Source organism: Jezberella sp., assembly GCF_964834465.1.
In genome coordinates this window covers 28,458-51,666 of the sequence record NZ_CBAZRM010000005.1, presented here as the reverse complement: position 1 = coordinate 51,666, position 23,209 = coordinate 28,458, and the positions used below count along the sequence as shown (strand labels likewise).

At 51.0% G+C, this 23,209-nt stretch carries 26 protein-coding genes; 12 read left to right on the top strand and 14 right to left on the bottom strand.

Annotated elements, in window-relative coordinates:
* The first annotated feature begins 93 nt into the window (after positions 1 to 93).
* From AC1W8Y_RS05045 to AC1W8Y_RS05005, 9 genes are all read left to right on the top strand, one after another.
* Positions 94 to 369: an exodeoxyribonuclease VII small subunit gene (locus AC1W8Y_RS05045; RefSeq protein WP_482013384.1), complete on the top strand. Its 276-nt coding sequence runs from the start codon at positions 94 to 96 to the stop codon at positions 367 to 369.
* A complete protein-coding gene (locus AC1W8Y_RS05040; protein ID WP_482013383.1) occupies positions 366 to 1,271 on the top strand; it encodes a polyprenyl synthetase family protein in 906 nt (301 codons plus the stop codon). The genes AC1W8Y_RS05045 and AC1W8Y_RS05040 overlap by 4 nt, the downstream gene beginning before the upstream one ends.
* Before the next feature lie 14 nt (positions 1,272 to 1,285).
* A complete protein-coding gene (gene dxs / locus AC1W8Y_RS05035) occupies positions 1,286 to 3,139 on the top strand; it encodes a 1-deoxy-D-xylulose-5-phosphate synthase (RefSeq protein WP_482013382.1) in 1,854 nt (617 codons plus the stop codon).
* Positions 3,140 to 3,345: 206 nt separating this feature from the next.
* Entirely contained in the window at positions 3,346 to 3,726 is a 381-nt protein-coding gene (gene rpsF, locus AC1W8Y_RS05030; protein ID WP_482013381.1) for a 30S ribosomal protein S6, read from the top strand.
* 4 nt (positions 3,727 to 3,730) lie between these two features.
* The gene (gene priB, locus AC1W8Y_RS05025; protein WP_482013380.1) at positions 3,731 to 4,024 is read left to right on the top strand and encodes a primosomal replication protein N; all 294 of its coding nucleotides are present in this window, start codon (positions 3,731 to 3,733) and stop codon (positions 4,022 to 4,024) included.
* A 12-nt stretch (positions 4,025 to 4,036) separates the two neighbouring features.
* A complete protein-coding gene (gene rpsR, locus AC1W8Y_RS05020; RefSeq protein WP_482013379.1) occupies positions 4,037 to 4,309 on the top strand; it encodes a 30S ribosomal protein S18 in 273 nt (90 codons plus the stop codon).
* Between the two features lie 13 nt (positions 4,310 to 4,322).
* Positions 4,323 to 4,778, top strand: coding sequence for a 50S ribosomal protein L9 (gene rplI / locus AC1W8Y_RS05015; protein ID WP_482013378.1), 456 nt, complete (start codon positions 4,323 to 4,325; stop codon positions 4,776 to 4,778).
* Positions 4,779 to 4,863: 85 nt separating this feature from the next.
* The gene (locus tag AC1W8Y_RS05010) at positions 4,864 to 5,709 is read left to right on the top strand and encodes an RIO1 family regulatory kinase/ATPase domain-containing protein (RefSeq protein WP_482013377.1); all 846 of its coding nucleotides are present in this window, start codon (positions 4,864 to 4,866) and stop codon (positions 5,707 to 5,709) included.
* A complete protein-coding gene (locus AC1W8Y_RS05005; protein WP_482013376.1) occupies positions 5,702 to 7,078 on the top strand; it encodes a replicative DNA helicase in 1,377 nt (458 codons plus the stop codon). Before AC1W8Y_RS05010 ends, AC1W8Y_RS05005 begins: the two co-directional genes overlap by 8 nt.
* On the opposite strand, the gene pbpG is transcribed toward AC1W8Y_RS05005, so the two are convergent.
* The 5 genes from pbpG to AC1W8Y_RS04980 form a co-directional block, all read right to left on the bottom strand.
* Positions 7,075 to 8,040 carry a D-alanyl-D-alanine endopeptidase gene (gene pbpG / locus AC1W8Y_RS05000; RefSeq protein ID WP_482013375.1) on the bottom strand — a complete coding sequence of 322 codons (966 nt, stop codon included), beginning with the start codon at positions 8,038 to 8,040 and terminating at the stop codon, positions 7,075 to 7,077. The two genes, AC1W8Y_RS05005 and pbpG, sit on opposite strands and share 4 nt — an antisense overlap.
* Positions 8,041 to 8,146: 106 nt before the next feature.
* On the bottom strand, positions 8,147 to 9,142 hold the full coding sequence (gene pdxA, locus AC1W8Y_RS04995) for a 4-hydroxythreonine-4-phosphate dehydrogenase PdxA (protein WP_482013374.1): 996 nt from the start codon (positions 9,140 to 9,142) through the stop codon (positions 8,147 to 8,149).
* Positions 9,132 to 10,874, bottom strand: coding sequence for a PhoH family protein (locus AC1W8Y_RS04990; protein WP_482013373.1), 1,743 nt, complete (start codon positions 10,872 to 10,874; stop codon positions 9,132 to 9,134). The genes pdxA and AC1W8Y_RS04990 overlap by 11 nt, the downstream gene beginning before the upstream one ends.
* A 31-nt stretch (positions 10,875 to 10,905) precedes the next feature.
* Positions 10,906 to 11,379, bottom strand: a complete 474-nt coding sequence (locus tag AC1W8Y_RS04985) for a peroxiredoxin (RefSeq protein WP_482013372.1) — start codon at positions 11,377 to 11,379, stop codon at positions 10,906 to 10,908.
* Positions 11,380 to 11,388: 9 nt separating this feature from the next.
* A complete protein-coding gene (locus AC1W8Y_RS04980; RefSeq protein WP_482013371.1) occupies positions 11,389 to 11,838 on the bottom strand; it encodes an Mth938-like domain-containing protein in 450 nt (149 codons plus the stop codon).
* Positions 11,839 to 12,030: 192 nt separating this feature from the next.
* Here AC1W8Y_RS04980 and alaC point away from each other — a divergent pair, with 192 nt between their 5' ends.
* From alaC to thrC, 3 genes are read left to right on the top strand one after another with little or no spacing between them, the layout of a single operon-like run.
* A complete protein-coding gene (alaC, locus tag AC1W8Y_RS04975) occupies positions 12,031 to 13,215 on the top strand; it encodes an alanine transaminase (protein ID WP_482013370.1) in 1,185 nt (394 codons plus the stop codon).
* The gene (locus tag AC1W8Y_RS04970; RefSeq protein WP_482013369.1) at positions 13,215 to 14,522 is read left to right on the top strand and encodes a homoserine dehydrogenase; all 1,308 of its coding nucleotides are present in this window, start codon (positions 13,215 to 13,217) and stop codon (positions 14,520 to 14,522) included. The genes alaC and AC1W8Y_RS04970 overlap by 1 nt, the downstream gene beginning before the upstream one ends.
* Positions 14,519 to 15,928 (top strand): threonine synthase, encoded by a 1,410-nt coding sequence (gene thrC / locus AC1W8Y_RS04965; RefSeq protein ID WP_482013368.1) that lies wholly within the window; start codon positions 14,519 to 14,521, stop codon positions 15,926 to 15,928. Before AC1W8Y_RS04970 ends, thrC begins: the two co-directional genes overlap by 4 nt.
* A gap of 39 nt (positions 15,929 to 15,967) precedes the next feature.
* On the opposite strand, the gene AC1W8Y_RS04960 is transcribed toward thrC, so the two are convergent.
* The 9 genes from AC1W8Y_RS04960 to hpnC all read right to left on the bottom strand — a co-directional run bounded on the left by AC1W8Y_RS04960 (position 15,968) and on the right by hpnC (position 23,110).
* Positions 15,968 to 17,329, bottom strand: a complete 1,362-nt coding sequence (locus tag AC1W8Y_RS04960) for an ISL3 family transposase (protein ID WP_482013367.1) — start codon at positions 17,327 to 17,329, stop codon at positions 15,968 to 15,970.
* A gap of 68 nt (positions 17,330 to 17,397) precedes the next feature.
* A complete protein-coding gene (locus tag AC1W8Y_RS04955; protein ID WP_482013366.1) occupies positions 17,398 to 17,787 on the bottom strand; it encodes a tautomerase family protein in 390 nt (129 codons plus the stop codon).
* A gap of 22 nt (positions 17,788 to 17,809) precedes the next feature.
* Entirely contained in the window at positions 17,810 to 18,163 is a 354-nt protein-coding gene (locus tag AC1W8Y_RS04950; protein ID WP_482013365.1) for a nuclear transport factor 2 family protein, read from the bottom strand.
* Positions 18,164 to 18,179: 16 nt separating this feature from the next.
* Entirely contained in the window at positions 18,180 to 18,434 is a 255-nt protein-coding gene (locus AC1W8Y_RS04945; protein ID WP_482013364.1) for a DUF2442 domain-containing protein, read from the bottom strand.
* Between the two features lie 8 nt (positions 18,435 to 18,442).
* Positions 18,443 to 18,703, bottom strand: coding sequence for a DUF4160 domain-containing protein (locus AC1W8Y_RS04940; protein ID WP_482013363.1), 261 nt, complete (start codon positions 18,701 to 18,703; stop codon positions 18,443 to 18,445).
* Between the two features lie 83 nt (positions 18,704 to 18,786).
* Complete coding sequence (locus AC1W8Y_RS04935) at positions 18,787 to 20,010, bottom strand: voltage-gated chloride channel family protein (RefSeq protein WP_482013362.1); 1,224 nt, start codon at positions 20,008 to 20,010, stop codon at positions 18,787 to 18,789.
* Positions 20,011 to 20,079: 69 nt separating this feature from the next.
* On the bottom strand, positions 20,080 to 21,396 hold the full coding sequence (gene hpnE / locus AC1W8Y_RS04930) for a hydroxysqualene dehydroxylase HpnE (RefSeq protein WP_482013361.1): 1,317 nt from the start codon (positions 21,394 to 21,396) through the stop codon (positions 20,080 to 20,082).
* The gene (gene hpnD / locus AC1W8Y_RS04925) at positions 21,393 to 22,271 is read right to left on the bottom strand and encodes a presqualene diphosphate synthase HpnD (RefSeq protein ID WP_482013360.1); all 879 of its coding nucleotides are present in this window, start codon (positions 22,269 to 22,271) and stop codon (positions 21,393 to 21,395) included. Before hpnD ends, hpnE begins: the two co-directional genes overlap by 4 nt.
* The gene (gene hpnC, locus AC1W8Y_RS04920) at positions 22,268 to 23,110 is read right to left on the bottom strand and encodes a squalene synthase HpnC (RefSeq protein ID WP_482013359.1); all 843 of its coding nucleotides are present in this window, start codon (positions 23,108 to 23,110) and stop codon (positions 22,268 to 22,270) included. Before hpnC ends, hpnD begins: the two co-directional genes overlap by 4 nt.
* Between the last annotated feature and the right edge of the window lie 99 nt (positions 23,111 to 23,209).

Genomic DNA, 23,209 nt, shown 5'->3' with positions numbered 1-23,209 from the left:
TAATCAAAGAGGGGAAGTATATCATTAACGTGCCCATTGGGTACATCTCGTACAATCTAGCAATTACCTCTATTGACTCATCGCGGAGTAAGCGTGGCAACTGCAAGCAAGACCCCTGTTCAGCCGCAGGCTGTTTTAGCCGAAGCACCACCTTTGCCCCTGGATTTTGAGACGGCCCTTGCCGAGCTTGAGGAATTAGTCTCCGAGATGGAATCTGGTTCATTGTCGCTTGAGAGGTCTTTAGCAGCTTACAAGCGCGGGGTTGACTTAACCAAAATATGCCAAGACCGGCTCAGCCAGGCAGAACAACAAGTGAAAGTGCTTGAGGCAGGGCTGTTGCGGCCTCTGGATGATTCAGAAAAAGTATGAAGCAAGGATCGATATCATTCGATGAGTGGCGCCGCCGCCATGTCGATCGAGTAGAGCACGCGCTGGATCGGCTCATGCCCTTGCCTGACGTGGTTCCTGAACGTTTGCATCAAGCCATGCGCTATTCGGTGATGGGTGGGGGAAAACGGGTGAGGGCGGGCTTAGTCTACGCCTGCGCCAGTGCGAGTGGTCAATTGGATCGAACGAGCGATTCGACACTTGATATGGCTGCTTGTGCGGTTGAACTTATCCATGCATACTCGTTGATCCATGATGACTTGCCTTGTATGGACAACGACGTTTTACGTCGAGGCAAACCAACCGTTCACGTGGCTTTTGACGAGGCGTGCGCCCTGTTGGCAGGCGATGCCATGCAACCCTTGGCTTTCAAGTGGTTGACCGAAATGGATATTGAACCCAGCCGAATGGCACAAGCCGTTCACACACTGGCGGTTGCTTCTGGCAGTCAAGGGATGGCGGGCGGCCAGGCAATAGACTTGGATAGTGTGGGGCAACAATTAAGCCTTGAAAAGCTTGAGCTCATGCATACGTTGAAGACTGGCGCGCTACTTGCGGCCAGTGTGTCGCTGGGTGCTATCGTCGCAGATGCGCCACCTCATCAGCGTGTTTGTCTTGACCAATATGGGCAAGCCATGGGCTTAGCCTTTCAAGTTGTCGACGATATTCTCGACGTCACTGAGGATGCGACTCAATTGGGTAAGACCTCGGGCAAGGATGCTGCCAACAACAAGCCCACCTATGTCTCATTGTTAGGGTTGGCTGATGCCCGAGCATTGGCAGATGATTTGCATGTAAAAGCGCTCGCAGCGCTTGAGCCCTTGGGGCAAGACGCCGATTTGCTTCGCAGTATGGCAGACTACATCTTATTAAGAAAAAACTGAAACGTGACTTGAACATGCCTTTTAACTTACTCGACAGTATTCATTCACCCGCTGATGTCAAGGTGCTGGATAGACGTGAGCTCAAGCAGTTGGCGCAAGAGTTGCGCGCCTTTGTACTTGACTCGGTGTCGCGCACTGGCGGCCACCTGTCGTCAAACCTGGGTACCGTTGAGCTGACCATCGCGCTTCATCATGTTTTTGATTTGCCGCATGACCGCATCATCTGGGATGTCGGGCATCAGTCCTACCCGCACAAGATTCTCACCGGTCGAAAACAAGGCATGGCGACGTTGCGTCAATCCGGTGGGCTGTCGGGTTTTCCCAAGCGCAGCGAGTCCGTCTACGACGCCTTTGGCACCGCACATTCGTCGACCTCGATTTCAGCGGCTCTTGGGATGGCAGTTGCTTCTCGCAATGCAGGTGTTGATCGTGAGCATATTGCCGTCATTGGCGATGGTTCGATGAGTGCTGGGATGGCCTTTGAGGCCATGAATAACGCGGGGGTGACGCCAGATATTCACCTGCTGGTTATTCTTAATGACAATGACATGTCAATTTCCCCGCCGGTGGGGGCCTTGAATCGTTATCTGGCGCGCCTGATGTCAGGGCAGTTTTACGCGGCAGCCAAGAGCGTTGGTCGGGCGGTTTTGCAACATTTACCGCCAGTCCTTGAGTTCGCTCGTCGTTTTGAAGAGCATGCCAAAGGCATGGTGACACCTGCGACTTTATTTGAAGAACTGGGATTCAATTACGTCGGGCCTGTCGACGGGCATGATCTTGAGTCACTGATACCCACCTTGCAGAATATTCGGGCGTTAAAAGGGCCACAATTTTTGCATGTGGTTACTAAAAAGGGTCAAGGTTACAAGCTCGCAGAAGCTGATCCTGTTCTCTATCACGGCCCAGGCAAGTTTGATCCGGCCATTGGTATTCAAAAACCTAGCGCACCCGCCAAACTGACCTTTACGCAAGTCTTCGGTCAATGGTTGTGTGACACGGCGAGTCAAGATAGCCGTCTTTTCGGGATCACGCCGGCTATGCGCGAGGGAAGTGGGCTTGTCGAGTTTGAAAAGCGGTTTCCAGATCGTTATTTCGACGTTGGGATTGCCGAGCAGCACGCGGTCACCTTCGCTGCAGGTCTGGCGTGTGAAGGCCAAAAGCCAGTCGTCGCCATTTATTCAACCTTCTTGCAACGAGGGTATGACCAGTTGATCCATGACGTCGCGCTGCAGGATCTAGACGTGACGTTTGCACTTGATCGCGCGGGCCTGGTGGGTGCTGATGGGGCGACACACGCTGGTAACTACGATATCGCATTCTTACGTTGCATCCCCAATATGGTGGTGGCGACGCCCTCTGATGAGTCAGAAGCCCGATTATTGCTTTCCACCTGCTACCAATATCCCGGGCCAGCAGCGGTTCGCTATCCTCGTGGCGCTGGGCAAGGCATTGTGCCCGCTCAACATTTAGAGGTGGTGCCGGTAGGGCGGGGGATTGTCAGACGTCAAGGCAAGAAAATTGCTTTGCTGGTCTTTGGTACCTTGTTGCCAGCGGCGCTGAAAGCGGCACAGAAGTTAGATCTGACGGTTGTTGATATGAGATTTGTCAAACCGATTGATCGCGATCTGATCCTTGATTTGACCGTTCAGCATGAAGGTTTTGTCACTCTCGAAGAGGGGGCCGTCATGGGCGGGGCGGGGGGCGCGGTATCCGAGTTGCTCGCAGAGAAAGGCGTGGTCTATCCTGTCTTGCACTTAGGGTTTCCTGACCGGTTCATTGATCACGGCGATCAAAACGGGCTTTTGGTTGAGTTGGGCTTGAGTGCAGAAGGGATCGAGGCGTCAGTTCGACGACGATTCTTCGAATAAACGACCGTGAGTAACGATAAGTGTTTGTCATCGTTGCTTTTTTTGTCACTTTGCCTCATAATAGAGAGCTTTCCTGCTCGACCAACCTGATTTTCTGGTGTGGCGGGCTGTTCCCAGTCAAATGCCCGAGTGGGTTCACCTGAAGGTTTTGTGCTTTCAGGCGACTCACTCAAGCAGCTAACTGGATATCCCTAGGAGTATTACCCATGCGTCACTATGAAGTGGTTTTTATTGTGCACCCCGATCAAAGCGAGCAAGTGCCCGCGATGGTTGAGCGCTATCAGACAGTGGTCACAACACAAGGCGGTAAAGTACATCGCTTTGAAGACTGGGGTCGTCGCCAGTTAGCGTATCCGATTCAGAAATTGGTGAAAGCGCATTATGTTTGCCTCAATATCGAGTGTGGTCAAACGACGCTTGATGAGCTTGAGCATTCGTTCCGCTATAACGATGCAGTGTTGCGCCACCTGGTCATTAAAACCAAAGCTGCACAAACAGAAGCCTCGATCATGATGAAACAAGTCGAGCGCGAAGAAGCCCGTAAAGCTTCAGCCGACTCAGTGACAAGCGATCAAGATTCAGAATAAGTTGGTGATAAACCGGCTCGACATCGCGGGTCAGGTACTTGAGGTTTCGCCAGTGCGTTATACGCCCGCTGGTATGGCAGTCTCAGAGTTCTTGATCGACAGTGAGTCAGAGGTGGTTGAAGCAGGTCAGCCTCGCAAAGTGGTGATTAGGTTGCCAGTAGTTGCGATGGGGGATCTGGTTCAGATGACTGGCAAGTTGCAGTTGGGATCTAACGTACAGATACAGGGTTTTTTGGCACCAATGCGAAAAGACTCTCCGAAATTCAGGTTGCATGCGCAACTGATTAAACAAATTTGAACGAGGCATATCATGGCTTTTTTCGGTAAACGTAAAGAAAAAAAGAAGTTCACTCAGCAAAACCCACTGTTCAAGCGTCGCAAGTTTTGCCGCTTCAGTGCAGCTGGTGTTGATCAGATTGATTACAAAGACATCGACACATTGCGCGATTTCATTCAAGAAAACGGCAAAATTATTCCTGCCCGTCTGACGGGTACAAAGGCAATTTATCAGCGTCAATTAGACGTCGCAGTCAAACGCGCACGTTTCCTCGCGCTGTTGCCGTTTACTGACAATCACAACTGATCCGGGGCCTATTATGCAAATCATTCTTCTCGAAAAAGTCGTTAACGTCGGCAACCTGGGTGACGTGGTGCGTGTGCGTGATGGTTACGCTCGTAATTTTCTGATTCCACAAAAGAAAGCCCGCCGTGCCACTGAAGTTGCGCTCAAAGATTTTGAAGCGCGTCGCGCTGAGCTTGAAAAGGTTCAGGCGCAGAAACTCGCTGATGCGCAAGCACTCGGCGGACGCATGGAAGGTCAGTCGATTACTGTTTTGCAGAAATCTGGCGTTGATGGTCGTCTGTTTGGTTCTGTGACCAATATGGATATTGCGACTGCGCTTGTCAAAGCAGGCTTTGCAGGTATCGAAAAGTCGCAAGTACGTTTGCCAGAAGGCCCGCTCAAGGCGATTGGCGAATACGACGTCCAGGTGTCATTGCACCCTGATGTGGTGAGTACCGTTAAAGTGGTTATTTCAGGCGATGTAGTCTAAGTTATTCAGACTGCCTTTGGCAAAAAAGCCGGCTTGTCTGCCGGCTTTTTTGTTTTAACCGGCGACCCTGCTGAAGACTGATCCTGTGTCTACTGAACCCCTGTCTACCCAATCCTTCGATCAAGCCCTGGCTGCTTGGTTGATCGAACACGCCCACGATGCTAACGGGGTAGAAATTGTCTTGATTGCCGACCAGAAGTGTGTGGTCAAGCGTCGTCGACCTCAAGGCTTCGATCGCCTGGTTTACGGTCTTCGTTTTGCGCGGTCTTTTAGTCTTTCTTTGCTCTGTTGGCTGGTGTTAGGTCAACGACCACCCACTCGCACGCTGTTGCAAAACGGGTTAGCCGAAGAGGCAGGTCGCTTACGCCTCCTTTATGACGCAGGTTGCAATGTCCCTAAGATTTTGCACGATGAGCCTGGCGTGCTCGTGCTTGAGTTCGTGGGTGAGGATTTGCCACATTTTCTCAGAACGAGCGATGCCGCTACTCGTCTCGAGTGGATGTTGCTTGTCGCTCGTGATCTCGCCAGTTTTCATCGAGCTGGATTTATTCACGGGGGTGCCCAGTTGCGTAACCTGATGTTTGAAGGTGGCAAATTAACCCGTATCGATTTTGAAGAAAATATCGGTGAGGCAATGGCTAGACCTTTGGGTCAGGCGTATGATTTTTATCAAATGTTATCCTCCTTAGCGGGGATGAGAGCCGACGAGATTGAGCCTGTCGAACGGCAAGCCTTATGCGATCGGTTATTACAAGATTATTTGACGCTCAATAGCGATCCTCTCGTGAAACGCTATCTCAGCAATATGGCGGTAGCGTTTACATGGATCGTTCGTCTCTTCGGACCCATTCTGCGCAGGATTCCCGGCAAAGATGTACAGGGTTTTTTGTATGTCACGAACACCTTAGGGTTAACATTGAACGATGAATAATCCACCAGATCCACAGCTCGATTACTTACGGATCCCTCCCCACTCTGTCGAGGCAGAGCAATCTGTCCTTGGCGGCTTGCTGCTTGATAACAGCGCTTGGGAAAGAATCAGCGATACGCTGAATGAAGATGATTTTTATCGTCACGACCATCGTTTGATCTGGCAGCATATTGCCAGATTGATTAACTTGTCACGCCCTGCAGATGTGGTGACAGTGAATGTATCGCTGTCGAGTGCTGGCAAGTCAGAAGAGGTAGGCGGTCTTGCTTATCTCAACGCACTGGCACACAATACCCCGTCAGCTGCCAATATCCGTCGCTACGCGGAAATTGTTCGCGAGCGCTCGATGTTACGTAAATTGGTGTCTGTGGCTGATGAAATATCTGCAGACGCTTTTAATCCTTTAGGCAAAGAGGCGCGACAGCTGCTGGATGAGGCCGAGGCCAAGGTATTCAAAATTGCTCAAGAGGGGGCTCGTAGCACGACGGGGTTCCGAGTGATTCAACCACTGTTATCAGAGGTGGTCGACAGAATCGATGAACTTTATCATCGCGAGGGGGACTCTGATGTGACGGGTGTCCCCACTGGGTTTTCTGACTTGGACAAAATGACGTCAGGTCTTCAAAAAGGCGATCTGGTGATTGTCGCTGGCCGTCCTTCCATGGGAAAAACCGCATTTTCGATGAATATCGCTGAATACGTGGCGATCGAACAGGGTCTGCCGGTTGCCGTCTTCTCAATGGAGATGGGTGCTGTTCAACTCGCCATGCGTATGTTAGGGTCGGTCGGGATGCTTGACCAGCACCGAATGCGCACAGGTAAGTTGCTCGCCGAAGATTGGCCGCGGGTGACGCATGCGGTGCAAAAAATGCAAGACGCACAGCTTCACATTGATGAGACGCCAGCCCTTAGTTCTGGTGAAGTACGCTCACGTGCCCGTCGTCTTGCCCGACAATGCGGGACGCTTGGCTTAATTGTGATTGATTACTTGCAATTGATGGGTGCATCGACGTCTGGTGAAAATCGTGCCACTGAAATTTCAGAGATCAGTCGATCTCTGAAAAGTCTCGCCAAAGAGCTTGAATGCCCAGTTATTGCTTTATCCCAGCTCAATCGCAGTCTTGAACAACGGCCTAATAAACGACCCATCATGAGCGATTTGCGCGAGTCAGGCGCTATTGAACAAGACGCGGATCTGATTTTGTTTATTTATCGAGATGAAGTGTATAACCCCGATTCACCCGATAAAGGCACTGCTGAAATTATTATCGGCAAACAACGTAACGGGCCCATTGGATCCGTTCGTATGACCTTCCAAGGGTCTAGCACCCGGTTCTTGAATTTTACCGGTGGGCAGTCGGGATACTAGAGGGCAGCGAGCTCTTGTCGTTGCATCAGTTGACGAATTCGAATGGCATCGGCAACGCGGGTGCCTCGTCCAACGGCATCGAGCAAGACGATGGCTGTGTCTCGGTTGTTGATACGGGCAATCATGACCAAGCATTGACCTGCTTCATTGATAAATCCGGTTTTAGACACCTTGATATCCCAATCAGATTTGGCGACGAGCGAGTTGGTGTTTCTGAAGACGGTCGCTGATTTACCGACAGTTCTAATCTCTTGCTGATCATCTGTGGTGAACTCGTGGATTGCGGGTCTTTGCATCGCAGCCAGCATCATTTTGACCAGATCTCTCGGCGTCGAGACATTCGCGCTCGATAGCCCGGTAGGTTCGACAAAACGCGTCTGATGCATCCCCAGTTGTTGCGCCTTCGCGTTCATTGCCTGTACGAGTGCCGCTGTACCACCCGGGTAATAACGGGCGAGCGCGCTAGCAGCTCGGTTTTCAGACGACATCAGGGCAAGGTGAAGCATATCGGCACGTGATAATTTGGTACCGACGGGCAGGCGTGAACGGCTGTGCTTAAGCTTGTCGATATCGTCTTGGGTCACTTCTATCATGTCAGACATCGGTTGCTTGGCATCGACCACCACAATGGCTGTCATCAGCTTGGTGACGGATGCAATGGGACGTACTTGATCGTCGTTTTTCGACAACAACACGTTGTTATTTGCCAAATCTTGAACATAAACCACATGAGATCTGAGCGAACCGCTAGTGACGACCTCTGGTTTTGCCTTGACTTTATGTTTTGAGCTAGCTTTGGTGTCGGACTTATTGCTGTAGGCAGCTGATTTTGATTGGGTATTTTGGTTATCTGTGACACTGTTTTTATGCGCAAAACTGATTCCGCCTGAAGCGAATAAAGCAACGCAGGTAACCGCTGTTACTAACTGTTTAGCAGGCAACAAACAACGTTTGGATACCATCTCGACCGCCTTTTCTTAAATATTCAACTGAATTATATACTTAGCGGTCGAACTTAAACTGAAATTTACTGTCCGATATATAAAATTTATTAAAAAAAAGAAATGTTTAGTGTTTGATCAGTGTGCAGGCTAAATTAAATGCGGTTCTCAGCGAGGCAGGGTCAGCAATTCCCTTTCCTGCAATATCGAAGGCGGTGCCATGGTCAACACTCGTTCGAACAAACGGTAAACCGACGGTGACGTTAACCCCTTGATCAACCCCGAGGTATTTAACAGGGATCAGCCCTTGGTCGTGATACTGAGCGACGACGATATCGAATTCACCACGGCGAGCTCGCATGAAAATAGTGTCCCCAGGCCAGGGGCCAGTCACGTTGATGCCTAAGTTTCTTGCTTGAGCGATTGCTGGGGCAATGACGTCGCGTTCTTCCAGGCCAAATTTGCCATTCTCGCCCGCATGCGGATTAAGACCAGCAACGGCGATCCGAGGCGACTTTATCCCCAGTTGCTTGCAAGCCAGCTCAGCTTGCTGGATCGTCAGTAGCTCAAGCGCTTGAGTCAACAACTGAGGCACATGGGCGAGTGCTTCGTGAATCGTCACCAAAATGACACGCAATTCGTCATTGACCAGCATCATGGATACGTGTGACGTGTGAGATCGCAGTGCCAGAATTTCCGTGTGCCCAGGAAAATCGAGTCCAGCCAAATGCATGGCCTCTTTGTTCAGCGGCGCGGTCACTAACCCGCTCACCAACCCCGCCATGGCGTCATCGATGGCCATGCAAAGCGCATCATAGGCGGCTCGACCAGCGCGAGCGTCAACGCTGCCCAATGGCAAATCGACCGGTAACAAAGGCTCGGTCTGTTTGACGAATAACGCCCCCTGCGCGACTTGACCCCAACCATCGCTGGTGGGGCCAGTCACCGCCTCAATACGCAAATCAACGCCGAGCAGCTGCGCTGCACGTCTAAGCGAACCAGCGTCTCCATACACTACGCAAGGGGCGGGTAGCCCCTCCATGTGCAGCTTCACGATAATCTCGGGGCTGATACCAGCGGCATCCCCCATCGTTAAAGCAAGCGGTTTGGCGTTAAAGGACATCACCCGCATAGTCGGCCAGACGAGATCTTTCGCCACGTTGCAAGGTGACATGGCCCGCGTGCGGCCAGCCTTTAAAGCGATCGACCACGAAAGTCAAACCTGAACTTCCTTCGGTCAAGTAGGGCGTATCAATCTGTGCAATATTGCCAAGACAAATGACTTTGGTGCCTGGGCCTGCTCGGGTGACCAAGGTTTTCATTTGTTTGGGCGTCAAATTTTGTGCCTCATCGATGATGAGATATTTATTCAAGAAAGTTCGGCCACGCATGAAATTCAGTGACTTGACTTTGATGCGCGATCTGATGAGGTCCATGGTTGCAGCCCGCCCCCAATCATTGCCTTGTCCGTTCGAGTTACCCCCCCCTTGCGGGGCATCAAGATCACCCATGTTAAGGACATCCAGATTGTCTTCCAGTGCGCCCATCCACGGGAGCATTTTTTCTTCTTCAGTGCCGGGTAAAAATCCGATATCGTCCCCGACAGGCACAGTGACGCGAGTCATGATGATTTCTGTATAGCGCTTGGTCTCAAGTACTTGTGCCAAGCCAGCAGCGAGCGCCAGCAAGGTTTTGCCAGTACCTGCCTGACCTAGCAGCGAGACGAAATCGCAGTCAGGATTCATTAACAAATTCATGGCGAAGTTCTGCTCACGGTTGCGAGCGGTGACCCCCCAGACGTTGTTCTTGCCGTGCGTGAAGTCGCGTAGCGTGGCCAGTACAGCCGTTTTACCGTTGACTTCCCGCACCTGAGCATACAGGGGCATGGAGCCTTCAAAATAGACAAACTGATTGACCATGAACTGACTGCAAAGCGGGCCATTGATGCGATAGTAGGTAATGCCCCCTTGCTGCCATGACTCAACGCCCTTGCCGTGCTTGTTCCAGAAGTTTTCTGGCAACTCCAGGACACCCGAGTAAAGCAGGTCAGAGTCTTCCAGTACCTGATCGTTAAAGTAGTCCTCAGCAGCAAGACCCAAGGCAAAAGCCTTGAGGCGCATGTTGATATCTTTCGAGACCAACACCACCTGACGCTCTGGGTGTTTGTCGTGCAGCGCGCGCACGACCCCCAGAATCATGTTGTCAGCTTTTCCCGCTGGCATATCCGAGGGCAGCAGATTGTCGAGCGCTTTGGTCTGGAAGTGTAAGTTGCCAGTCGCGTCCTTGTGGCCAAGCGCACTCAAGGGCAAGCCGTCCGCCAACGACTTATGATCACCGACCAGCGAGTCGAGCGAGCGACTAACCTGTCGAGCGTTGCGTGCGACTTCTGACATGCCCTTTTTCTGATGGTCCAATTCCTCTAGCACCATCATGGGCAGAAAAATGTCGTGCTCTTCAAATCTGAACAAAGAGCTTGGATCGTGCAGCAGCACATTGGTGTCCAGCACGAAAAGCTTGGAGACCTCCGGCTTGGCCGATTTTCCAGCACTGCGTTTGGTTGCACGGGCGGCTGCAGGGTTCGCCACCGGTCGCGCAGGTTTCGTTTGGCTGGGGTTAGGTGATCTGACGGGGGCTTTGGTTTTTGTAGCCGGATTTGCTGCTCTGGCGGGCGCGAAAGCCGGTGCTGCGGTGGGTTTCATCGCGAAGTTGGTCGGCGTGGTGTCCGCAGGGTCCTCTAGTCCGCTTAGCGCAGGCTGAATGTCTGCAATCTTGGGGAGTGTCGACAGTTTTGGGGTTTCTGCCCCATTGAGGTCAAGGATACTGGCTGGGTGCGTGGGCAACTTCGGAAGCGGCATTGGGGGCACTCTCCAAATAAGGGGATGGTTTTTAGTGACTGCTTAATGCTTTTACTGCCTGTAAAACTTCTTCGACATGGCCTGGTACTTTGACACCTCGCCATACACGCAGAAGTACACCTCGGGCGTCGATCAGGAAAGTACTGCGTTCAATCCCTCTGACTTGTTTGCCGTACATGTTCTTCATTTTCATGACACCAAATAGTTCGCAAAGTTTTTCATCTGGGTCAGTGATCAACGGAAAAGGCAGCGATAGTTTTGCGCTCCAGTTTTCATGCGATTTAAGCGGGTCGCGCGAAGCACCCACCACCACCGCACCAGCGTCTAAAAAGGCTTGATGGTGGTCTCTGAAACCCTCGGTCTCGGTGGTGCAGCCGGGCGTATTGTCTTTGGGATAGAAGTACAACACGAGCGTTTTTGTTCGAACACGCTCGAGTGAAATTGGTCCAAAGGTGCTATTGGCCTCAAACTCAGGAACTGGCTTTGATATTTCGAGGGATGACATGGCTCACACTCACTCAGTCGGCGGGATGAGGGCCGCGACCACCTTGCGACCTTCACCCATTAAAATATTGTAGGTACGGCATGCAGCCGGCGTGCTCATGACCTCAACACCCACGCCAATGCGCAACAGCTGCTGCGTGATGGCATGCGGTAACATGACTTGAGTCGAACCGGTGCCCACCAGCAGAACTTCTGGTTTATCGCCCTCTATACGAGGTGCTGAGAACTCGTCCTCATCAAGAAAAGACAGAGGATCGACAGCAGCCAGCGATAATCTGGCCGCCTGCAACAGCAATTCAAATGAAATATCAAGGGGATTTTGGGCAGGCCAACGGGTGATCTCACCCAGGGGGCCAAAAGCAATCGCATGGTCAAAGCGAATTCTGTTTATCTCGACGAACCCGGCATCGTAGGCAGTTACCGCGTTCATTGCCGAGTTTGTATCTGAGTGAAGCTTCAATAATGACTCCGGCAGGTTTTACTGATCATAACGTACTCAAATGCTACCTGTTTGAAGATGAATCTGTGGTTTATATCGAAAATCAGTCGTTTTTGACGTCGTTTTTGTGTCAATTTGCCTCAAAGTGGCGGTTGAGCTAGATTAATGGGTTTTCCGTCGTACGCATGAAGTTAAATAATCAAGGATTGATGAATGAGGAAGTTCCCCCGCATCGAGCGTTTACCGCCCTACGTGTTCAATATCACCAGTGAGCTAAAAATGGCGGCGCGGCGCAAGGGCGAAGATATCATCGATATGTCGATGGGCAACCCTGATGGTGCGACCCCTGCACACATTGTTGAAAAACTGGTCGAGTGTGCAGAAAAGCCAACAACACATGGCTACTCGGTGTCAAAAGGGATACCAAGATTAAGAAAAGCCATTACTGACTGGTACGCCAGGCGTTACAGCGTCGACTTGGATCCAGACTCAGAGGCAATCGCCACGATCGGTTCAAAAGAAGGCCTGGCGCATTTAATGCTAGCCACACTGGATGCTGGTGATACGGTGCTCGTGCCCAATCCTAGTTATCCCATCCATATCTATGGTGCGGTGATTGCCGGCGCCAATATCCGCTCGGTTCGAATGACCCCCGGGACTGATTTTTTTGTCGAGTTAGAGCGGGCGGTGCGCGAATCGATTCCGAAGCCGAAAATGATGATTCTGGGTTTTCCAAGCAACCCGACGGCTCAGTGTGTTGACTTATCTTTCTTTGAGCGCGTAGTCGCGTTAGCTCGTGAGCACGATATTCTCGTCGTTCATGATTTGGCATACGCCGATATTTGTTTTGATGGCTATGTCGCACCCTCAATCATGCAAGTTGAAGGTGCCCGTGATGTCGCGGTCGAGTTTTTTACCATGAGCAAAAGTTACAATATGGCCGGTTGGCGCGTCGGCTTTATGGTCGGTAATCGAGACATGGTTGGCGCTTTGGCTCGCATCAAGAGCTATCACGACTACGGGACATTCACGCCCATACAAGTGGCATCCATTGCCGCTCTAGAAGGGCCACAAGATTGTGTCTCTGAAGTCGTTAAGATGTATCAAAATCGCAGAGACGTGCTCGCCCGAGGGTTGCATGACGCAGGCTGGATGGTTGATATTCCCAAAGCGTCCATGTACATCTGGGCGCACATCCCAGCACCTTATCGTCATCTTGGATCGTTAGAATTTTCAAAGCGAATTTTGCATGAAGCGAAAGTCGCGGTTTCACCTGGGATTGGTTTTGGCGAATATGGTGACGAATACGTGCGTTTCGCTTTGATCGAAAATGAGCAACGCACCCGACAGGCGGTCCGCGGCATCAAGGAAATGTTCCGTAAGGATGGGTTGCTGTAATGGATTCTATCAAAGTAGGGTTGTTGGGTTTGGGTGTCGTTGGTGGTGGGACTTGGAAGGTCCTCGCCCGTAACGCGCAAGAAATCGCCCGCCGCGCCGGCCGCAGCATAGAAGTTACTCGAGTCGCGGTTCGGGACGTGGCTAAAGCTCGGCAACTGGTTGGTGCTGCCGTGACGGTTGACGCAGACCCCCAGGCGTTGGTGTGCGATCCCAAGATAGATGTCGTGGTTGAATTGATTGGTGGTGACACGCTTGCACGTGAACTTGTGCTGACGGCAATCGATAACGGCAAACATGTGGTGACGGCCAACAAAGCATTGCTGGCAAAGCACGGCAATGAGATTTTTGCCGCGGCATCAAAAAAGGGGGTAATTGTCGCCTTCGAAGCCGCAGTCGCCGGTGGCATCCCAATCATCAAGGCGATGCGTGAAGGCTTGACGGCCAACCGCATCGAGTGGGTTGCTGGCATCATTAATGGCACGACCAACTTCATCCTCTCTGAGATGCGTAACAAGGGGACCTCGTTCGCCACTGAGTTGGCGGCTGCTCAAGCACTTGGCTACGCAGAAGCGGATCCCACCTTCGATATTGAAGGGGTCGATGCCGCTCATAAACTCACTTTGTTGGCCTCCATCGCTTTTGGTATCCCAGTACAGTTTGACAAAGCCTACATTGAAGGGATTTCGAAGCTTTCGGCTGAAGACATCGAAATGGCAGACAGGCTAGGTTATCGAATCAAGTTGCTGGGCATCACCAAGCGCCGTCCTGAAGGCATTGAATTGCGTGTCCACCCCACGCTGGTGCCGAAAGACTCGATGATTGCGAACGTTGAAGGCGCGATGAATGCCGTGCTCGTGCGTGGTGACGCGGTGGGACAATCTCTTTTTTATGGCAAAGGGGCAGGCGAAGAGCCAACCGCGTCCTCGGTGGTCGCCGACTTGGTGGATGTGACGCGCTTGTTGACTGCCGATCCAGAACATCGCGTGCCGCACCTTGCGTTTCAGGCCGATGCGATGGCAGATACTCCCATTCTGGGCATCGAAGACGTGGTGACTTCCTATCACCTGCGAATGAAAGTTGTTGATCAGCCAGGCGTGTTGGCAGATTTGACTCGTCTGATGGCTGATGCGGGTATTTCCATCGAGGCGATGATTCAACAGCCGGGGCAACAAGATCACACGGCAGAGTTGACTTTCGTGACGCATGAGGCCGTCGAACGCGACATCAACAAAGCAATCATCCGCATTGAAGCACTGCCCTTCATTCAATCTAAAGTGACTCGACTGAGAATGGAATCTCTCGCATGAAATACATCTCGACCCGTGGGGGTATGGATCCGCAATATTTTTCAGACGTGCTGCTTGAAGGCTTAGCTCCAGACGGTGGTTTGGCCATCCCAGAATCAATGCCTGTGGTTTCATCTCGTGAGCTCGAAAGTTGGCGAGCTTTGTCTTACGCTGAATTAGCGGCCAAGGTGTTGGGCTATTTTGTGACTGATCTGCCCGCACAGACGTTGACACAGTTAACGCATGATGCCTATACCGCACAATCGTTTCAAACCGAGGCAATCGTGCCGTTGAAGCCACTTTCTGATGGTTTGTCTTTGCTGGGTTTATCTGAAGGGCCGACGCTTGCCTTTAAAGATATGGCGATGCAGTTTCTCGGGCAGGTTTTTCCGCATGTTTTGGCTGCTCGGCAAACCAGCTTGAATATTCTTGGCGCGACGTCAGGTGATACGGGGTCGGCCGCTGAGTACGCGATGCGAAGCAAAGCAGGCGTTGCCGTTTTTATGCTGTCTCCTCTGGGTCGGATGAGTGCCTTTCAGCGGGCACAAATGTATTCTTTGCAAGACGCCAATATTCACAATTTGGCAGTGAAGGGTAACTTTGATCAAGCACAAGATGTCGTCAAAGCCTTGGCAAGCGATTTGTCGTTTAAATCCCGGTACAAGCTTGGTGCAGTCAATTCGATCAATTGGGCGCGCATTGCAGCTCAGGTTGTTTATTATTTTCATGGCTGGTTAAAGGCGACGACAGGGGCCGATCAATTGGTGTCGTTTGCTGTTCCGTCAGGCAATTTTGGCAATATTCTTGCGGGTCATATTGCGCGCATGATGGGTTTGCCTATTCGGCGCTTGGTCTTGGCAACCAACGAAAACAATGTCCTAGAAGAATTCTTTCGCACGGGGGTCTATCGTCCGCGGTCGGCAGCGCAGACGCATGTGACTTCTAGCCCGTCAATGGATATTTCACGTGCCTCGAATTTTGAGCGCTTTGTCTTTCATCTGCTGGATGGCGATGCCGCACGCGTGGCTAAACTTTGGACAGAGCTTGGGCAAACAGGGCAGTTTGATTTGTCTTCGTATCAACCGACCTTCGAAAAGCAGTATGGCTTTGTCTCAGGCACCAGTACCCACGCAGATCGACTGGCCACCATTAAGTCTGTTTATGAACGTACCGGTGTGCTGATTGATCCTCATACCGCTGATGGGGTCAAGGTTGCTTCGGCGTTTGTCGAACCCGGTATCCCGATGCTGGTGCTAGAAACAGCCTTGCCCGCAAAGTTCTCTGACGTGATTGAAGAGGCGATCGGGCAGCCTGCACCAACGCCCCGTGGGCTTGAAAGCCTAGAGTCTTTGCCACAAAAGGTGACCGTTTTGCCTTGCGATGTGGCCTCAGTAGGGGCTTATATACGCGAGCATGTTGTGCCCTGAAGCTGGTTAAAACGGGTATCCGTAATCCATTGATTTGACCTAAATCTCACCAGCTTCAATCATTCTCGTTAGGATTGATATATCCACTCCATAATTAACTTCAGCTGCATTCTCATCGACCTCTATAACCTTACTGCTTAGGCCTGGAACGGTACGGAACATCATAGGCATATCAGGAACCCCATAACCCATTCGCCTTTCAAATTTAGGGCGTTGTAGCTCTTTCTTAAACGCCCCTTCCGAAAAGAGGATTTTGGCCCTTAACGCCTCAAAGCTGTAACCCCTGCCCAGGCGATTCATGACCCGAATCAGATTATTGAGCGATTCGGTATAGGCATTGGTAATCGGTTGATTTACTGGATGATCAAAGTAATTGAGGATGTACGGCTGCCAATTACGCCAAGCCCGAATGAGATCGCTAAAGGCATCTCGGACTTCATGGGTAACGGATATTTCCCAATTGGCAAAGAGCGCTAAAGCATCATTGCGAGTTTTAGCTTCATAAATCTTAAAGAAGTCTTCTTTGAGTCGGTATGCTAAGGCTAGGGTTGGGAAGTTATTTGCCCAGCCAGACAGAAGCAGCGCCTCTTTATCAGTCAGCTCAGACTCACGCTTAAGCAATGTGTAACGATCGTGCATTAAAGTGCGCCGAATCTTGGGCGCTAGTTCCGCCTTAAAACTCTTGCGTATCCTCTCCACCGCTTCATTAGCCATTTTGACCACATGAAACTTATCAATCACGATTTTGGCATCTGGGAGCACTTGCAAGACGGCATCGCGATAAGGTGCCCACATATCCATAGCGACATAAGCAATTTCTTCTTTGCCCTGTAGTCCTGTTAGATATTTAATGATCGTTTCTTTGTTGCGATTGGGCAGCAATTCGACCACCGTATTGTTCTGAATATTGGTAATCACGCCTCTTGGTTTAATAAGGTGAATTTCATCAATTCCCATCCACTTGGGGGTTTCAAAGCGGATGGTTTGCTCTAGATCATTAATGTAGTCGCGAAAGATATTGCGAATAGTTCCCTCAACAACACCTGTTTCCTCGGCAATGCTGGCAAAGGTGCGCTTGATGCACTGCCTCCCAATCCAATTCACTAGCCGGGTGGTCATTGCGCGCTCTGGATGGAAGTCGGCATGCTGCTCAAGGAAGGTTTTGCTACAGACTTTGCATCTAAATCTACGCGTTTCAAAGTAAATCCCGACCCGCTTACCGTGTATGGGTAGGTCTTTTACGAGCTGTTCGTTGCGTCCAAAACCGACAACTTCACTACCCATACAAGCCGAGCAAGAGCTTGGGCTCTTTAATGCGTGTGCGTATATATGGTAATCATGTTCCGCCTCATCCACTCTATCAATAACGACGGATGGCAGATTTAAAATGTTGGTTGGCATTGTTTAGATTGGCAGAAATTTGAGCGAGTATGCTGCAACCAATATTTCCCCAGGCGCAAGTGGGTAAATTAAACGCCAACCTTATAACCAAGCATCAACTCATCACCGCATTGCCCTCGAATTCCCCAGCTGTGTTTTGGAGATTCAAAGATCGTAATTTCAATATCTTGAGGAGCGATGCCAGTGTCTTGCTCAATATACTGAAATAGTAATCGAATTAGGGTTTTCTTCGTCTCCACAGATCGCCCCTCAAACATTGAGATTTCAATAATGGTGTAGCTGGAGCTGCGATCGGCAGGAAAAATGAACTCCGATTGATTTAAGCTAATAAAGCGATGAAATTTTTTATCGACTGGAAGGCCCAAGCTTTGCACAACTGCTTTATGAATGGCATCTGAGAGCTGGGCTTGATGGTCTTTGAGCGAATCTTTGAGGCCGTATATTTTTATTTGCGACATGCTTCTTACACTAGATTAAGGATTATTCGTAATGGGCAATAGACTTCATCACCTTACCTTCTTGGTTAAAAATAAAAGTTTCTGCCGCCATGCCCTTAATGCCTTGATAGTAGATGACCACACTTTGAACCCCGATGAGGATCTGGCGTAACTCAAAATGCAGCTCTGGGTATTTGGCTAAAGCTGTTGCCCAATAGCCTCCTACTGCCCTCTTGCCCTTCAGAGCTCCTGAAGGCTCGCCTGTAATGGCAACAATATACGGCGAGATCATTTCAAAATCATCGGCGTAATGCGAGAGGATGGCTTCTAAATCATGGGCATTCCAAGCAGATAGCCATTCTTGGGAAAATTGGCGTGCGAATTCCGAGGTAATCATGATTTACCTGCTAAGCTCAACGCAAAATCCATTCGCCCTGCGATTTGATTTGGGCATACATGGCATCCGGAGCTAAATCAAGATCTCCAGGCCAGACAACAGCGCCATTGTCAATGTGAACCTGATCGAAAGTGGTTGGGTTCTTGAGTGCCTCAAAAACACCTGTCAAATGACTGTTTTCAAATTTCACCTTGCCAACAGTTCCATCCGCAAACTGGACTTGCAAAGCCAGTGGTGCAATCTTCTTAACGTCAATAACATCCCATTTCATAAGTGGCCTCACTTTAAGGGTTCAATTGGTTTTGGTTGCTGCTTTTCCATGCACAAACGCCAGTCTTCCAATAATTCTTGTTGATGCAGTTCAGCCCAGTCAAGCACCAGTTCTTGTGCGCGGCGGGGTAGTTCGCCAGAAGAAAGAGTTAATGATTCAATATCAACCGTAGCCTTGTATTCGGCATACTGCACATGGAAATGCGCTGGCGCATGATCGTTAAAGAACATCCGAATGAGGATGCCGTAAAAGCTGCTAATGGTAGGCATGAAAGCCCCTTAAATAAACAATGTATTACGGTTTAATATACATTGACAATAGTTGACTGTCAACAACAAATTACGGATACCCGTTAAAACTTGATGTGACCGTGACGTTGCGTTCGGTAGATGCCGGATTGCCCTGAGCATAAGTAACTCATCACACTGGCAATAGCAGCATAGACGCCAATGTCAGCCCCGAATAGCTCCATCGCCATGAAGGTGGCCGCGATGGGCGTGTTCGCGGCCCCCCCAAAAACGGCGACAAAACCTAAACCTGCCATTAACGTCACCGGCATATGCAGCAACTGGGCAAGGCTGTTGCCCAGCGTTGCGCCGATGTAGAACAAGGGGGTCACTTCACCGCCTTTAAAACCGGCACCAAGAGAGGCAATGGTGAACAGTGATTTACAAAAAAAGTCATAGAGCGGCAGAGGCTGTTCAAAGGCTGAAACAATGGTGGGGATTCCCAAGCCAATGTAGCGATCTGCACTCAATAGCCAGACGCTCAAGGCAATGACGGCACCGCCCACAAAAGGGCGCAATGGTGCATACGGGATTCGCTGTTTCATTTGACCAGATAAAAAATGTGTCGACTTTGCAAATAGTTGACCTGTCAGCCCAAAGGCAGCACCCGCTATCATGGTCGCCACAAATCCCCAAACTGAAAGCGAGGGCACGACGCCAGACAAATAGACGGTGTGATGCACACCCCAGAGATCACCGACTTGATTGGCTAACACCGCTGCTAAAACACACGGAAAAATCGCCTCATAGCGCATGCGACCGGTTGCAAGGACCTCTATCCCAAACACCCAGCCCGCCATCGGTGTGCCAAACACTGACGAAAATCCCGCACTGATGCCTGTCATGAGAACCAATCGGCGATCATCTTGGCTTAATTTCAGGTAGTGTGCAATTTGGTCAGCAAGGGCGCCTGCCATTTGAACGGCAGTGCCTTCGCGCCCCACCGACGCGCCCAAGAGCTGTGAGACAGTTGTGCCAATAAAGACAAATGGTGCCATGCGAAGCGGTATTGTTTTTTTGGGGTCGTGTATTTCATCGATCAGCAGGTTGTTGCCCCCTTCGACCTGCTTGCCGAACTTCAGATAAGACCAGCCGACGATAAAGCCACCGACGGGCAACAGGGCCAACAACCATCGGTGCGAGTGGCGGGTGTTGGTGGCCCAGTCGAGGGTAAACAGTAAAACCGACGATGCGCTACCCGCCATCAGTGCGACCAGCGCGGCCAGCAAACCCCATTTGACGAAGTATCGCAAGGCAGTGAGCCATGATGGCGTGTTTTCGTTTTGCATGACAGCTAGGTTTCTATGAGGCAGGTGAAGAATCGTGAGGCGATAGGGTATTTGTGTGTTTGTTTGCGGTCAAGCCGAGAACTTAACATTTAATAGCGCTTTTGCGGCGCTTATCCCGCTTCTGACAGCCCCTTCCAGCACTGCAGGATAGCCTGTGTCCGTATAGTCTCCCGCCAAGAATAGACGGGGCCAAGCCGTGATGGCACTCGGGCGGATCAGATTTGGCTGAGCCACAAAGGTGGCCCTTTTTTCGATAATCAGCTTGTGCGCTTTGACCGGGGGCATCGCTATCAGATTGCCTGAATGGCGACTGACTTGAGTTTGGATTTGCGCCGCGATCGCGGTGACAAACTGCGTTCTGTCTCGCTTCAAATAATCGTCTGCGGCGCTGATCACCACGGTTAGCTGATCGGGATATTGAGCTCGGTTAAAGACCCACTGCCCGACCCAGCCTTTCTTGTGATCCTCGTCAAGCAGGAGCATGCGGCTTGGCAGACACCATGGATGTGCCAGTTTTAGGGTCAACGTTGCGATCGCGTTGTATGAAAATGCAAGTAAATCCCTTTGTAAGCGTGCTTTCGCCTCTGGTTCAGTATCCGTTTGTAGTGTCCTGGCCAGTGCGTAAGGAGGGATAGCCGAAATACAGGCATCGAAGCGCTCAGCATCAACATCAACGTGATGGGCCGACACGCAGATCTCGCGCACGATATGGCGAAAACGCATGCTCACAAGGCTCGCGGCAAGGTTTGGCCAGAGGGTCGACAGATCCACGCGAGGGATAATCAAGTCGCTATGCGGGGCAGCACCCGCCAGGCTATCTCGCAAGACGTTTAAAAACAGTTGCGCGCTCGCGTCCGTCATTGACGTATTTAAGGCTGCCAAGCACAACGGTGCCCATACCGCACGAGTCAGCCGGTCTGGCTGTCGATGCGCGATAAGTAACGCTTGCACGGTTTGATGGCTATCCGTTTGCCAACCAGCACAACGAAGCGCAACCATCATTCGGGTGGCTGACCACTTGTCCGTGAGGCTCAGTCCGCGTGCGCCCCAAAGCGCCATCAAGAGGCTCAGGCCTGCCGCTCGAGCGGGCGCACGCAAACAAAATTCGCCATCAGCACTTTCTAGCTGCAACGGCGATCGATCAATCAACGTTTCAATATCGCGATCTGGGTGTAACCGGTCGATCAAGTTCAGACAATGGGTGTAAGCGCCCAGCAGGATGTGTTGGCCATTGTCGATCATGCCCAGCGCGTCATCCTCAATGCCCCGTGCTCTGCCGCCTGCGTTGGGGGCTGCTTCGAATACGGTGACGTCATGGCCCGCATCAGCGAGTGTTACTGCGCTGGCGAGGCCTGCCCAGCCAGCACCGATCACGGCGATTTTCAAGACGTGAGGCCGCTCTGTTTAATTTGTTTGATCACGCTTTGCCCCGCCAATACCCAATTTTTCCAGGCTAACCAAAGCTTTCGGATTGGCGTGAGTGAAATCCGTTGATCCAGCACTTGCCATTTTTCGTGCTGAATCTCTTCCAGCAATGCATAGTAAATCGCCGCCATCATCAATCCGGGCCGCTGGGCGCGACGATCGGTTTCAGCGAGCGACTCGATGGCTTCTGCATAAAGTTGCCGTGCTCGATCCGCCTCAAAGGCCATCAAGGCTTCGAAACCGGCACTGTGCTTACCATTCAGAATGTCGGCCGCTTTGATATTGAATTTTTGTAAATCTTCGATGGGCAAGTAAATGCGGCCACGTCGAGCATCATCACCAACATCGCGGATGATGTTGGTCATTTGAAATGCGAGCCCCAATTTGCTCGCGTACGCTAGTGTGCGTGCGTCTTGATAGCCAAAAATGCTCGCAGAAAGCTCACCAACGACGCCGGCGACATGCCAGCAATACGTGCGTAAGCCAACCCAATCGAGATAACGGGTTTGACTGAGATCCATTTCCATCCCGTCGATAATCGCATTGAGTCGATCGGACGTGATGTTGAATTTAACCAGCCAGGGTTCCAGTGCCTTGGTCACAGGGTGTTCTGGTTTACCTTGAAACATGGCCTCGATCTGGGTACGCCACCAGGCGAGTTTGATGCGTGCAATGGACTCGTCACTGCATTCGTCCACAACGTCGTCCACCTCTCGACAAAATGCGTACAAAGCCGTGATCGCGAGGCGTCTTTCCGGTGGTAAGAAAAGAAAAGCGTAATAAAAGCTTGAGCCGCTTTTAGCCGCCTTGGTCTGACAGTATTCGATGGGAGTCATAGTGGTTTTCGCAATAATCCGCGCCAGAGCAGAATCGCCCAATCCTTTCTGGCTAGCGTAGGTCGATGACGAAAAACGTCATATTGATTTTTCTCGATAAGATCCAGAACGCGCCAGCCACCGTGCATCATGAGGCGTAATTCCAAACCGATTCGGCCTGAAAGGTGTTTGCCTAAAGGCTCGCCGGATTTTAACAAGCTCCTGCATCGATGGATCTGAAACGCCAACAACTTCTGAAACGATGCATTGCACTCGAACTCGCCAATGTGCTCTTCAGTCACTTCGAAACGAGCCATTTCATTTTTTGGCAGATAAATACGATCTTTTTGCCAGTCGACAGCAATGTCCTGAACAAAATTAATGAGTTGTAAAGCTGTGCAAATGGCGTCGGATTGTTCCACTGAGCTGCGGTCGGTCTGCCGGTACAGGTAGAGCATCAGACGACCCACTGGATTAGCGGATCGCCTGCAATAGTCCTGTAAGGTGGCGAAGTCATCGTAACGCTTGGTTTGTATATCCTGTTCAAACGCAGACAGAAGATCAAAAAACGGGACGAGCGGCAATTGATGCTCAGCGATGGTGGTTGCTAGCGGAACGAAAATCGATGAGAGGTAAACGGGCATGTCAGCCAGCAGTTGACGCTGTCCGGTAGCAATCAGATGCAGTGCCTCATGAAACGAGCGCAGTGCGGTCAACCGCTCTGTTGCAGATTCATGACCTTCATCGGCAATGTCGTCAGCCGCTCTCGCAAACCGGTAGATGCTGATGACGGGCTGACGCAAATACTTAGGCAAAATAATTGAGGCGACCGGAAAGTTCTCGTAGTGATCAACAGACATGGGGTAGGGTTACTGACAAAAGGGCGAATAGAAACATCAGAAATGAGCTCAGTGCGGTAGACTAACACTTCAGGGTTGCTCCGATTAGCTCCCGAAAAG